The 12,349-nt window shown below is 54.6% G+C and carries 11 protein-coding genes; 6 read left to right on the top strand and 5 right to left on the bottom strand.

Annotated elements, in window-relative coordinates:
• Positions 1-27 precede the first annotated feature (27 nt).
• Together J1G48_RS18225 and J1G48_RS18220 are read right to left on the bottom strand one after the other, a co-directional pair.
• The gene (locus tag J1G48_RS18225) at positions 28-819 is read right to left on the bottom strand and encodes a DUF2950 family protein (RefSeq protein WP_000757445.1); all 792 of its coding nucleotides are present in this window, start codon (positions 817-819) and stop codon (positions 28-30) included.
• Positions 820-831: 12 nt separating this feature from the next.
• Positions 832-2,454 carry a DUF3300 domain-containing protein gene (locus J1G48_RS18220; RefSeq protein ID WP_000174534.1) on the bottom strand — a complete coding sequence of 541 codons (1,623 nt, stop codon included), beginning with the start codon at positions 2,452-2,454 and terminating at the stop codon, positions 832-834.
• Between the two features lie 388 nt (positions 2,455-2,842).
• Here J1G48_RS18220 and acnB point away from each other — a divergent pair, with 388 nt between their 5' ends.
• Positions 2,843-5,440, top strand: a complete 2,598-nt coding sequence (gene acnB / locus J1G48_RS18215) for a bifunctional aconitate hydratase 2/2-methylisocitrate dehydratase (RefSeq protein ID WP_000888953.1) — start codon at positions 2,843-2,845, stop codon at positions 5,438-5,440.
• A gap of 39 nt (positions 5,441-5,479) precedes the next feature.
• Here acnB and J1G48_RS18210 read toward each other — a convergent pair whose 3' ends face one another.
• On the bottom strand, positions 5,480-5,944 hold the full coding sequence (locus J1G48_RS18210; protein WP_000110438.1) for a membrane protein: 465 nt from the start codon (positions 5,942-5,944) through the stop codon (positions 5,480-5,482).
• A 417-nt stretch (positions 5,945-6,361) separates the two neighbouring features.
• Positions 6,362-6,685 (bottom strand): hypothetical protein, encoded by a 324-nt coding sequence (locus tag J1G48_RS18205; RefSeq protein WP_001101536.1) that lies wholly within the window; start codon positions 6,683-6,685, stop codon positions 6,362-6,364.
• 270 nt (positions 6,686-6,955) lie between these two features.
• Here J1G48_RS18205 and yacL point away from each other — a divergent pair, with 270 nt between their 5' ends.
• The 5 genes from yacL (at position 6,956) to J1G48_RS18180 (ending at position 11,524) form a co-directional block, all read left to right on the top strand.
• Complete coding sequence (gene yacL, locus J1G48_RS18200; RefSeq protein ID WP_000384308.1) at positions 6,956-7,318, top strand: protein YacL; 363 nt, start codon at positions 6,956-6,958, stop codon at positions 7,316-7,318.
• 234 nt (positions 7,319-7,552) lie between these two features.
• Complete coding sequence (locus J1G48_RS18195; protein ID WP_001022092.1) at positions 7,553-8,506, top strand: 2-keto-3-deoxygluconate permease 1; 954 nt, start codon at positions 7,553-7,555, stop codon at positions 8,504-8,506.
• The gene (locus J1G48_RS18190; protein ID WP_000783302.1) at positions 8,503-9,774 is read left to right on the top strand and encodes a D-threonate kinase; all 1,272 of its coding nucleotides are present in this window, start codon (positions 8,503-8,505) and stop codon (positions 9,772-9,774) included. Before J1G48_RS18195 ends, J1G48_RS18190 begins: the two co-directional genes overlap by 4 nt.
• Positions 9,764-10,747 (top strand): D-threonate 4-phosphate dehydrogenase, encoded by a 984-nt coding sequence (locus tag J1G48_RS18185; protein WP_000448745.1) that lies wholly within the window; start codon positions 9,764-9,766, stop codon positions 10,745-10,747. Before J1G48_RS18190 ends, J1G48_RS18185 begins: the two co-directional genes overlap by 11 nt.
• A gap of 9 nt (positions 10,748-10,756) precedes the next feature.
• Positions 10,757-11,524 carry a DeoR/GlpR family DNA-binding transcription regulator gene (locus J1G48_RS18180; RefSeq protein WP_000678254.1) on the top strand — a complete coding sequence of 256 codons (768 nt, stop codon included), beginning with the start codon at positions 10,757-10,759 and terminating at the stop codon, positions 11,522-11,524.
• A 29-nt stretch (positions 11,525-11,553) separates the two neighbouring features.
• Here J1G48_RS18180 and speD read toward each other — a convergent pair whose 3' ends face one another.
• On the bottom strand, positions 11,554-12,348 hold the full coding sequence (gene speD / locus J1G48_RS18175; RefSeq protein WP_000734294.1) for an adenosylmethionine decarboxylase: 795 nt from the start codon (positions 12,346-12,348) through the stop codon (positions 11,554-11,556).
• Position 12,349: the final 1 nt, after the last annotated feature.

Genomic DNA, 12,349 nt, shown 5'->3' with positions numbered 1-12,349 from the left:
CTGGCGATAACGCCAGGCGCTTACGGGTTATTCGGCGACCTGCCACTGCGCGTCTGGCGCAAAACGCGTGATAGCCTGAACTTTACTCTCCGTCTCCTTGCCTAAATCCGCCTGATAAATACGATCGTCCTGGTTGACCATAAAACTCATCACCCCGGTTTCGCCGTAATGCATCGGCCAGGCCAGAAGCGCCGCGCCGTGACCGTCGTTATCGCTGATAATACGGAAATGGTAGCCGTGGTAACCCTCGTCTGGCGCTGCGGGACTAAAGTTTGGGCCTAACGGACTGGGGACGTCGCCTGCTTTGGTTGGCCAGTACAGGCCATCTTTTTGGCCTTCGCTACTGATTATCCTGTGCGCCCAGCGATGGTTTTGTAAGTAATAGTCCTGCTGCGCATCAACGTAAGCATGCATGGCCTGTAAGGTAGAAAGTTCATTTCGCCCAATAGTACGGGTGAGGATCTCATTCCCGGCTGCCGCCATATCAAAGCGCCAGCCGCCAGTCTCTTTCATCATGGGCACCGGGAGCTGCCAGTCTTCTCGTCCGACATTCAGGTGCGCCGTATTGTCTTTCTGTACAATGCGATGGCCTTCGCGCCAGTCACGATTGAAGCGGGCCACGGCCTCGGGATCGGCACCTTCCGGCGGCAGAAATTGCCGCCAGTCATCGCCCAGTAGCGCGGTAAGCTGCGTTTCGTTTTTTCCGGCTACCGCCGCGGCGAAGGCGCTGGCGGCCGCTTCCGGGGAGGGGAACCGTTCCTGCGCGTAGCCCAGCAAGGGTAACGACAGTAACAGAGCGCTTAACATAACCTTTTTCATTATCTGCTCCGGTTAACGGCGATGAAATTCATGATGTTCAGAAAAATGTTCCCGCGCGGCGGCGCGTTGCTCGGTGTTTAAGTGACTGCCGCGACGGCTTTCCAGGCCGCGTAGCTGTTGCGATTGCCATGACGGCGATCGACTGTCGTTCCCGCTAAACACATTGGCGTGCATATTCTGGCGAAATGCCTGACGCTGTTGCGGCGTAGAGGATTCAATACGCTGGCGGGCGGTGTCTCTCTGCTGTTGTGAAACAGGGTGCTGCTGGGCTTTAGCCTTCAGCTCGGAACGATGCTGCTGCGTGGTGGATTTATTCAGTGTCTGCTGCGCCGCCTCGCGACGACTGCTGTTTTGTGTTCCGTCATAGCCACGGTAATTATTACGCTGGGCAATTTGATTTAACTGCTGCGATGCCGCCTTACGCTGGGCATCGCGGGTGCCTGGCGCTGGCAAAGAAGCGTTGGCCGTATGGCTGCGCTGTTGAAATTGCGTCATGGCCGCCTGGCGCTGACTGTCGCGAGACACTGGCGCTTGCTGCGTTGCGCTTAACCCGCCGCTAACATTGGTGGGATGGAACCGTTGCGCAACGGTATTATTCGGATAGGGGACGCCATTGCGCCAGGCGGGATTATGCTGCCAGCCCATCGTTTGGCCCGGCAGGTTTTGCCCGGATATCCGGTTGAAATTATTGACATTGATGTTGATATTATCGCCATTATGTTGATAACCGTTACCACCATGATGGTAATCATCATCATGGTGGTCGTCGTCATGGTGGTGATGATCGTCATCATCCCAGTCTATGCTGCTGAACAACGCATAGGTGGTGGCGACGCCCAGACTATAACCAAAACCTTTAACAAAACTGTCGGCAAACTGCTGCCCCGGAGGGGGCGGTAAATACACCGGCGGATAAGCGGTATTGGGCCAGGCGCCATACACCGTCGCGGGGTTATAGTTCGGCACGTACACCACCTGCGGATTCGCGGGTTCAATTTTTATAACGGTCGACGGTGTCGCTGGCGTACTGGCGGATGTGGTGGTTGTCGTCGTGACGGCGGTAGAAGCGCTGGACTTCGGCACGCTGGTGACGGTTTGCTGTGGCGTGGATTTTAGCGAACCGGTTTGTTGAGCGAGCAGACGCAGCCTTTGCACCGCATCCATCACATCCTGTGGCTGGGCTAAGAACGCATCGCCCAGGTTTTGCACCCATTGCGGATTCTCGCCCATAAGCGCCATCAACTGGGGAAAGGCGACCAGCGATTTGACGCTGGGGTCCCACGGTTGGCTGGCCACCGCCTGAATAGCGGCATCGCCCTGCAGCGTGGGGTTATCTCGCGACCACTGGACGGCCTGAACCACGTTCGCCGGGTAGGTGGAGGCCATGAGCACCTGAGAAAGCAGGGCATCGGGATAAAGCGCGACAGGCGCGACCCATTGATCAATTTGCGCAGTGGTAAAGGTCGTTTTCGCGACAGGCGCGGGCACAGCGGTCTGCGTTTGCTCAGGGGCGGGAGTCGCCGCCTGCGCGGGCGCTTCGGGAGCGCGGCTTTTAACATACAGTACGCCCGAAGCGGCAAATAACCCGGCACTGCACACAAGGGCAATGAGATGGGGTTTAAAGGGCAACGTCATTTTATCTCTCCCGATTCCCGAGAATCGCTATGGTCATTATGCCTGCCGCCGACGGGGTGCAGTTTGGCGTGAGTATAAAGGGACGATAGTTTAATTTTTAGCTAATGTTGGGATCGGTAACGTTACGTGACGATCAAAGCACGAAATGAGGTAAGCATTTATGGCTGCAGCTCCCGTCTCAGTAGAGCATTAGACCATCCTTAACGATTCAGCCACTTTTTTATGTTGCTTTTTTGTAAACAGATTAACACTTAAAGAAAATCCTGTTATTGTGCCTTATGCGGTACCGGGCATTTACCCTACTAACTACTGTCTCACAGGAGCGTGAAGAGAATCGCCCATCAACAAAAGCGCCGCATTATGACAATGAGAGCGAGGAGATATCGTCGTGCTAGAAGAATACCGTAAGCACGTAGCTGAGCGTGCTGCCCAGGGGATTGTGCCAAAACCTTTAGACGCAACCCAAATGGCTGCGCTTGTCGAGCTGCTGAAGACCCCGCCTGTGGGCGAAGAAGAATTCCTGTTAGACCTGTTGATCAACCGCGTTCCTCCTGGCGTAGATGAAGCCGCTTATGTTAAAGCCGGTTTTCTCGCTGCTGTCGCGAAAGGCGACACCACCTCCCCGCTGGTCTCCCCAGAAAAAGCCATTGAACTGCTGGGCACCATGCAGGGTGGTTACAACATTCATCCGCTGATTGATGCGCTGGACGATGCGAAACTGGCGCCGATTGCTGCCAAAGCACTGTCCCACACCCTGCTGATGTTCGATAACTTCTACGACGTAGAAGAGAAAGCCAAAGCGGGCAATGAATATGCCAAACAGGTGATGCAATCCTGGGCCGACGCCGAATGGTTCCTGAGCCGTCCGCCGCTGGCGGAAAAAATCACCGTCACCGTTTTCAAAGTGACCGGCGAAACGAATACCGACGATCTCTCTCCGGCGCCGGATGCGTGGTCGAGACCGGATATCCCGTTACATGCGCAGGCGATGCTGAAAAACGCCCGTGAAGGCATTGAGCCGGATCAGCCAGGCGTTGTCGGCCCCATCAAACAAATCGAAGCATTGCAGAAAAAAGGCTACCCGCTGGCCTACGTGGGCGACGTGGTGGGCACCGGTTCTTCCCGTAAATCCGCGACCAACTCCGTGCTGTGGTTCATGGGCGATGACATCCCGAACGTGCCGAACAAGCGCGGCGGCGGCCTGTGCCTCGGTGGCAAAATTGCGCCTATCTTCTTTAACACTATGGAAGATGCGGGCGCACTGCCAATCGAAGTTGACGTTTCTAACCTGAATATGGGCGATGTGATTGACGTCTACCCGTACAAAGGCGAAGTGCGCAATCATGAAACCGATGAACTGCTGGCAACCTTCGAACTGAAAACCGACGTGCTGATCGACGAAGTGCGTGCCGGTGGTCGTATTCCGCTGATTATCGGACGTGGCCTGACCACCAAAGCGCGTGAAGCGCTGGGTCTGCCGCACTCTGATGTATTCCGTCAGGCAAAAGACGTGGCAGAAAGCAGCCGTGGCTTCTCTCTGGCGCAGAAAATGGTCGGTCGCGCCTGTGGTGTGAAAGGTATCCGTCCGGGCGCGTACTGCGAACCGAAAATGACCTCCGTCGGTTCTCAGGATACTACCGGCCCGATGACCCGCGACGAGCTGAAAGACCTGGCCTGTCTGGGATTCTCCGCCGATCTGGTCATGCAGTCGTTCTGTCACACCGCAGCCTATCCGAAGCCGGTTGACGTCACCACGCACCACACGCTGCCAGACTTCATTATGAACCGTGGCGGTGTCTCTCTGCGTCCGGGCGACGGCGTGATTCACTCCTGGCTGAACCGTATGCTGCTGCCAGATACCGTGGGTACCGGCGGCGACTCCCATACCCGTTTCCCGATCGGTATCTCCTTCCCGGCGGGCTCTGGTCTGGTGGCGTTTGCCGCCGCGACCGGCGTGATGCCGCTGGATATGCCGGAATCCGTGCTGGTACGCTTCAAAGGCAAAATGCAGCCGGGCATCACCCTGCGCGATCTGGTCCATGCCATCCCGCTGTACGCCATCAAACAGGGCCTGCTGACCGTTGAGAAGAAAGGCAAGAAAAACATCTTCTCTGGCCGCATCCTGGAAATCGAAGGTCTGCCGGATCTGAAAGTGGAGCAGGCGTTTGAGCTGACCGATGCTTCCGCCGAGCGTTCCGCTGCCGGTTGTACCATCAAGCTGAACAAAGAGCCGATTGTTGAATACCTGACCTCCAACATCGTCCTGCTGAAGTGGATGATTGCGGAAGGCTACGGCGACCGTCGTACGCTGGAACGCCGTATCCAGGGCATGGAAAAATGGCTGGCGGATCCGCAACTGCTGGAAGCCGATGCTGACGCAGAGTACGCGGCGGTGATCGACATCGATCTGGCGGATATCAAAGAGCCAATCCTCTGTGCGCCGAACGATCCGGACGACGCGCGTCTGCTGTCTGACGTGCAGGGCGAGAAGATCGACGAAGTGTTCATCGGCTCCTGCATGACTAACATCGGCCACTTCCGTGCAGCCGGCAAGCTGCTGGACAACCATAAAGGCCAACTGCCGACTCGCCTGTGGGTGGCGCCGCCAACCCGTATGGACGCCGCGCAGCTGACCGAAGAAGGTTACTACAGCGTGTTCGGTAAGAGCGGTGCGCGTATTGAGATCCCTGGCTGTTCCCTGTGTATGGGTAACCAGGCGCGTGTGGCCGACGGCGCGACGGTGGTTTCCACTTCTACCCGTAACTTCCCGAACCGTTTAGGTACCGGTGCGAACGTCTTCCTGGCTTCTGCGGAGCTGGCGGCGGTTGCGGCGCTGATCGGCAAACTGCCGACGCCGGAAGAGTACCAGACCTACGTGGCACAGGTGGATAAGACGGCGGTGGATACTTACCGTTATCTGAACTTCGACCAGCTCTCTCAGTACACCGAGAAAGCGGACGGCGTGATTTTCCAGACTGCGGTGTAACAGAGACGGGCCCGGATTTCCGGGCCCGAATGGCGCTTCTTATTTATTATTACGCTTCACTTCCCGTAGCCCCGGCAAATACGTAATTACCCCGCCCATTATTGCCCCGGCTACAATCGCTGGAATAAGCATAATCAATACTTCACCATATATTAATGGTAGTATGCTTATGTCAAAACCATATCGCACCAAATTAAACAACGTCGTGATCAGACCGCCTGCAATGGCGCAAAGGATCATCCTGTTAATTATTTTTTGATATAATTTCAGGGGTATCAGCGCGCAGGCGACACCGGTTAACCATGCGGGGAGGAGACTGTATATCCAGCCGGTAATAATCACTAATTCTGGTATTGTTCTGCAGAAATACAACAAAAATGAGTCTGGTCCGCCAATAATGGCGGGTAAAAAGTTTATGATACCTATCGCGATGGCTGCGCCTATTAACGGGCCAAACAGAATAAACCAACCGCTATGATAAATTATTCGTCGAAATACAGACATAATGTATCCTTCCTGAATTTTCCTTCAACCGTCTGACAAAAAATACAACTCACTACGGCTTCTCTGCTGATATCGCCCATTGCTGGAGCTTAGTTGAAAAGCGCTTATCAAGTAGCCAACAATTTCATGACAACGACCCGGATGATAAGGAAGCGTCTGAAAGACTAGCAGGCATCGGCGTGGCAGGGTATTGATGATTTCTGAAAAAAAACGCCAGAGGGACACCGGGCTGGTAATGCTATAACTGGATGAGGGGCAGCCATTTTTAATGACTGCGCTCTTCCGGCGCATAATAAAAGGTCATCTAAACGGCGCGCTGTCTGATGTGAAATTTGTCGTCGAGTTTTCGCTTAACGGAGATTAAGTGAATGTAAACGTGATGGGTGAGGGAAATTTTCTTGCAGCTATCGGTAATGCCTATATCCCCAGCACTTCCGGCACCAGCTCTTCCAGTTGCCTGACCAGCTCAGGGTCCATATAGCGGTAGTCATCGGGGATATCGAGTACGTGCAGGGGCTTATTTTCAATAATACGACGATATTCAGCCATCAACCGGTCTTTATGTTTCTGCTCCATAACGCAGATAACGTCAGCCCACTGAAGTAACCCGCACGACACGCTTTTTTTGGCGTTGCGGCTGGTGCCAGCGGAACGGACGCTAAGGCCAGGATAGCGGCGGAACACCTGCTCCGCCGTGGGGCTGCGCCATTGATTTCGGCTGCATATGAAAAGCACATTCATTAAATAAATACTCTTCCAGATCGCGCTTCGCTAACGGCGAGTTTGTGAATCGTGGAGACTTAATACCCCACGGTGCGGCACGTAGCACTTTGTCGGAGTGCGTGTAGATATATTGAAGCGCTAGAGTGACTTTCTGTATGAATAATAAACTGTTTTGGCATTTTTATTTTATCTTTTGTGCGCCCCGCTGTTTTTCTTTCACCGTGCTGCGATAATTACCTTAAGGCGCAATGCGGTATTGGCGCATTGTCAGGGCAGAGGAAAACAATTATGGATTACGAATTTCTGCGCGACGTTACCGGAGGGGTAAAAGTACGAATGTCGATGGGCCACGAGGTGGTCGGTCACTGGTTTAATGAAGAGGTTAAAGACAACCTCTCGCTACTGGATGAAGTAGAACAAGCCGCGCGTACGGTCAAAGGCAGCGAACGCTCCTGGCAACGAGCAGGGCATGAATACACGATCTGGATGGACGGCGAAGAAGTGATGATTCGCGCCAATCAACTGGATTTTTCCGGCGATGAGATGGAAGAGGGGATGAGTTATTACGATGAAGAGAGTTTATCCCTGTGCGGCATGGAGGATTTTCTGCGGGTCGTCGCCGCGTATCGGGAATTCGTCAGTAAAGCCTGACCCTCTCTTCGTTATTGTCCCACAACGCCAGTCGACGGACAGTTGGGGGCGGTAGTGGAAACGAAGTCGCCAAACATTCCAGCCGGGAGTATCCCGGCTTTTTTATAGCAGAATGATTTTTTGATTTTTATTAATCATTTTAAAACTGTGATCTGACGCGTTTGTGATCTTAATTTGATTGAATATAATCGTTATGATTTTATTCAATCACAACAAGCAACAGGCGGTAAGACCATGAACATCAAAAAAGCAATAGAGCGCGTACCCGGCGGCATGATGGTCGTACCGCTCGTTATTGGCGCAGTCATTAACACCTTCGCCCCGCAGGCGCTTGAGATCGGCGGTTTTACCACTGCCTTATTTAAAAACGGCGCGGCACCGCTGATTGGCGCTTTTCTGCTGTGTATGGGAGCCGGTATCAGTGTGAAAGCCGCGCCCCAGGCGTTATTGCAGGGCGGGACGATTACGCTCACTAAGTTGCTTGTCACCATCGGCATTGGCCTGGGCGTGGAGCATCTTTTCGGCGCGGAGGGTATTTTTGGCCTGAGCGGCGTGGCGATTATCGCGGCGATGAGCAATTCAAATGGCGGACTTTATGCTGCGCTGGTAGGCGAATTCGGCAATGAGCGCGACGTCGGCGCTATCTCTATTTTGTCTCTTAATGATGGCCCTTTCTTTACGATGATTGCGCTGGGCGCGGCAGGGATGGCGAACATTCCCATTATGGCGCTGGTGGCGGTGCTGGTTCCGCTGGTTATCGGCATGATCCTCGGCAATCTTGATCCTCATATGCGCGATTTTTTGACTAAAGGCGGCCCGCTGCTCATTCCTTTCTTTGCTTTTGCGCTGGGGGCGGGCATCAACCTGGAAATGTTACTGCAAGGCGGACTTGCCGGAATTCTGCTCGGCGTGCTGACAACGTTCGTTGGCGGTTTCTTTAATATTCGCGCAGATCGTCTGGTTGGCGGAACTGGCATTGCCGGGGCGGCGGCCTCCAGCACCGCGGGTAATGCCGTTGCGACGCCGCTGGCTATTGCGCAGGCCGACCCTTCGCTCGCCGAGGTGGCCGCTGCTGCCGCTCCGCTGATTGCCGCCTCGGTGATCACCACGGCAATCCTGACGCCAGTGTTGACCTCCTGGGTTGCAAAAAAACAGGCGCGTCAGGCTTCTTTGGAGAAAAACGCATGAAAATGATGGTTATCGCCGATGATTTTACCGGATCGAATGATACCGGCGTCCAGTTGGCGAAGAAGGGGGCGAGAACGGAAGTTATGTTGAGCGCGTCGCAAAAACCGTCCCGCCGCGCCGATGTGTTAGTCATTAACACCGAAAGCCGGGCGATGCCCGCAGATCAGGCGGCATCTGCCGTTTATGCCGCGCTTTCCCCGTGGTGTGAGACATCGCCAGCGCCGCTGGTGTACAAAAAAATCGACTCCACATTTCGCGGCAATATCGGCGCCGAAGTGACGGCGGCCATGCGCGCCAGTCAGCGAAAACTGGCCGTTATCGCCGCCGCGATCCCTGCGGCCGGACGCACGACGCTTGAAGGAAAATGTCTGGTTAATGGCGTCCCGCTACTGGAAACCGAATTTGCCAGCGATCCGAAAACGCCCATTGTCTCTTCCCGCATTGCCGAGATAGTGGCGTTGCAAAGTGAGATCCCTGTGTATGAAGTCTTTTTGCAGGATGTCCGACGCGGCGGGTTAAGCGCCTTACTTACGGCTTATGCGGCTGAGGGCGAAGGGATTATCGTCGTGGATGCGGTGGAAGAGCGGGACCTGACGTTGATTGCGCAAGCGGCGTGTGAACAACCGTCGATGCCGCTGCTCGTCGGCGCAGCGGGTCTGGCGAATGCGTTGCCGGTTGAACTTTTTATGCAAGACCGGCAGCGGCTGCCGGTGCTGGTGGTGGCCGGTTCGATGAGCGAAGCCACGCGACGTCAGGTGGATAATGCGCTGTGCCGGGGACGTGCGGAGGTCGTGGATATCGATGCCGCGCGCATGGTGTCGGATAGCGCGGAACAGGAAATCGCGTCTGTCGTAGAGCAGGCCTGCGCGCTGTTAAGTCAGCATCGACATACGATTTTACGCACCAGCCGTCGCGCAGAAGATCGACAGTTAATCGACGCGTTGTGCGAAAAATCCGCGATGAGCCGTCAGCAATTGGGCGAGCGACTGAGCCAGCGGCTTGGCGTCGTCACGTTAAACATTATCGAGCAGGCGCGGATTGGCGGGCTGTTTCTGACTGGCGGCGATATCGCTACCGCCGTCGCCGGCGCGCTTGGCGCTGAAGGTTATCGCATTCAGAGCGAGGTGGCGCCCTGTATTCCCTGTGGAACGTTTGTAAACAGCGAAATTGACGATCTGCCGGTCATTACCAAAGCGGGCGGATTCGGTTCAGACAGTACGTTGTGTGACGCGCTTTATTATATTGAGGAGATGTATTGTGGAGACTAAAACCGTTGCCATTACCATGGGCGATCCAGCGGGCATTGGGCCGGAAATTATTGTTAAAGCGCTAAGCGAAGACGGTCTCAACGGCGCGCCGCTGGTGGTTATTGGATGCCTCGCAACGTTGAAACGTTTACAGGCGAAGGGCATCACGCCGAACGTCGAGTTACGGGCCATTGAACGGGTCGCCGAAGCGCGTTTTGCGCCCGGCATCATTCATGTGATTGATGAGCCGCTGGCGCAGCCGGAGGCGCTGGAGGCCGGGAAAGTTCAGGCGCAGGCGGGGGATTTAGCGTATCGCTGCGTGAAGCGCGCCACCGAGTTAGCGTTACGGGGCGACGTACAGGCTATCGCTACCGCGCCGCTGAATAAAGAGGCGCTGCACCTGGCGGGGCACAACTATCCGGGCCATACCGAGCTGCTCGCGACCCTGACCCATAGCCGCGATTACGCGATGGTACTTTACACCGATAAACTAAAAGTGATTCACGTTTCAACGCATATCGCGCTGCGTAAATTCCTTGATACGTTAAGTACCGCGCGTGTCGAAACGGTGATTGGCATTGCTGATACTTTCCTCAAGCGTGTGGGTTACGTTAAACCGCGTATCGCCGTGGCAGGCGTGAATCCTCATGCGGGCGAGAATGGCCTGTTTGGCGATGAAGAGACGCGTATCCTGACGCCAGCCATTACCGATGCCCGCGCAAAAGGTATGGACGTTTATGGGCCGTGCCCGCCGGATACTGTATTTCTCCAGGCTTATGAGGGACAGTATGATATGGTGGTGGCGATGTATCATGACCAGGGGCATATCCCGTTGAAATTGCTTGGCTTTTATGATGGCGTGAATATCACCGCAGGGCTGCCGTTTATCCGGACTTCTGCCGATCATGGCACCGCATTTGATATCGCCTGGACGGGAAAAGCAAAATCTGAGAGCATGGCCGTATCGATCAAACTGGCAATGCAACTGGCATAATTCCCTGTTATGAAAGGACAACACCGTCTGGATCTCATTGTGGCGTATCTGAAAAACCATACGCTGGTTACGGTAGAACAGCTGGTTGAGGCGGTTGACGCATCGCCAGCCACTATCCGTCGCGATTTGATCAAGCTGGATGAGCAGGGCGTGATCAGCCGTAGTCATGGCGGCGTGGCGCTGCGGCGTTTTGAACCCGCCCAGCCCACCACCAATGAAAAACAACTGCGATCGCCCGCTGAAAAACGGGCGATCGCACGCGTTGCCGCATCGCTGGTCAATGCTGGCGATGCCGTCGTGCTGGATGCCGGTACGACAATGATGGAACTGGCGAAATGCTTAACCCATCTTCCGCTGCGGGTCATCACCGTCGATCTGCATATTGCGCTGTTTTTAGCTGAGTTCCGGCAAATTGAAGTGACGATTGTCGGCGGTCGTATCGATGACAGCAGTCAGTCCTGTATCGGTGAGCATGGGCGCAAGCTGTTGCGCAGCGTTTACCCGAACATCGCGTTTATGAGCTGTAATTCATGGGGGGTAAAAACGGGCGTGACGACCCCAACGGAAGATAAGGCCGGGCTTAAACAGGAGATTATTGCTAATGCGCAGCGCAAAGTGTTGCTGGCGGACAGCAGTAAGTATGGCGCGCATTCGCTCTTTAATGTGGTGCCGCTTGAGCGCTTTAATGATGTGATTACTGACGTCAATCTGCCGCCGTCAGCGCAGGTTGAACTGAAAGGGCGCGCTTTTGCGCTAACGCTGGTGCAGCCGGAGTGACAGCGCCGTCAGGCGCTGCCAGTGGTGAATCAGACCGCAGAAATATTGCGGCCGTAGTAAATCTCGCGCATCTCTTTCCACAGCGCGGCGGTGATCTGCTGGCGTTCGGTTTCAGTGAGATCTTCCGGTTTGGTGTGAAACATGTAGTGCTTAAGATCGAACTCTTTAAGCAGCATCTTGGTATGGAAAATATTTTCCTGATACACGTTTACATCCACCATGTCATACAGCGATTTCATATCTTCCGACATAAAATTCTGAATAGAATTAATCTCATGATCGATAAAGTGTTTCATACCGTTGACGTCGCGCGTAAAGCCGCGCACGCGGTAATCGATGGTGACAATATCGGACTCTAGCTGGTGGATCAGGTAATTGAGCGCTTTTAGCGGTGAAATCACCCCGCAGGTTGACACTTCGATGTCGGCGCGAAAGGTGCAAAGCCCGCCTTCCGGATGGCTTTCCGGATAGGTATGCACACAGATATGGCTCTTATCGAGGTGCGCCACCACGGTTTCCGGCAGCGGGCCGGGATGTTCGGTTTGGTCGATAAGTTTCGGGTCGACTGGCTCTTCGCTCACCAGAATCGTGACGCTGGCGCCCTGGGGTTCATAATCCTGTCGGGCGATGTTCAGGATGTTCGCGCCGATAATGGAGCAGGTCTCCGACAGGATCTCGGTCAGTCGGTTGGCGTTATAGAGTTCATCGATATAGGCGATATAGCCATCGCGCTCTTCTGCGGTTTTGGCGTAGCAGATATCGTAAATACAAAAACTCAGGCTTTTCGTCAGATTGTTAAAGCCATGCAGTTTCAGCTTTTTCAAT

It is taken from the genome of Salmonella sp. SAL-020, assembly GCF_017372215.1.
GTDB lineage: Bacteria > Pseudomonadota > Gammaproteobacteria > Enterobacterales > Enterobacteriaceae > Salmonella > Salmonella enterica.
This window is presented reverse-complemented; position numbering and strand designations above follow the sequence as displayed.